Origin of the sequence: Phormidium sp. CCY1219, assembly GCF_035615515.1 — a bacterium.
GTDB lineage: Bacteria > Cyanobacteriota > Cyanobacteriia > Cyanobacteriales > Laspinemataceae > CCY1219.
The window spans coordinates 1-215 of sequence record NZ_JAJENT010000049.1 but is presented as its reverse complement, the minus strand read 5'-3'; the positions used below and the strand labels follow the sequence as shown (position 1 = coordinate 215).

At 50.2% G+C, this 215-nt stretch carries 1 protein-coding gene; it reads left to right on the top strand.

The annotated features are described in order from the left end of the window. Nucleotides 1-215, top strand: a 215-nt coding sequence (locus tag LKK83_RS00380; RefSeq protein WP_324628761.1) for a hypothetical protein, incomplete at both ends; no start/stop codon positions are given.

The following is a 215-nucleotide window of genomic DNA, read 5'->3' as shown; positions in this document are numbered from 1 at the left end:
GAAACAGCTAGCAATGTGGAAGCGGAAGAAACGGGAGGCGATCGCACCCCAATTGCAGCGAATCCCGCCACCGAAACCACCGCAACCCCGGTCATTGCCGAGACTGCACAACCTGACAATTCTGTCAATAGCGACATTATTTCTCGGTTAGAAAACTTAACTCAAACCTTGAAACAACGAGAAGCCGATGCAGAGATTTCCGGTGGAAATCCGAT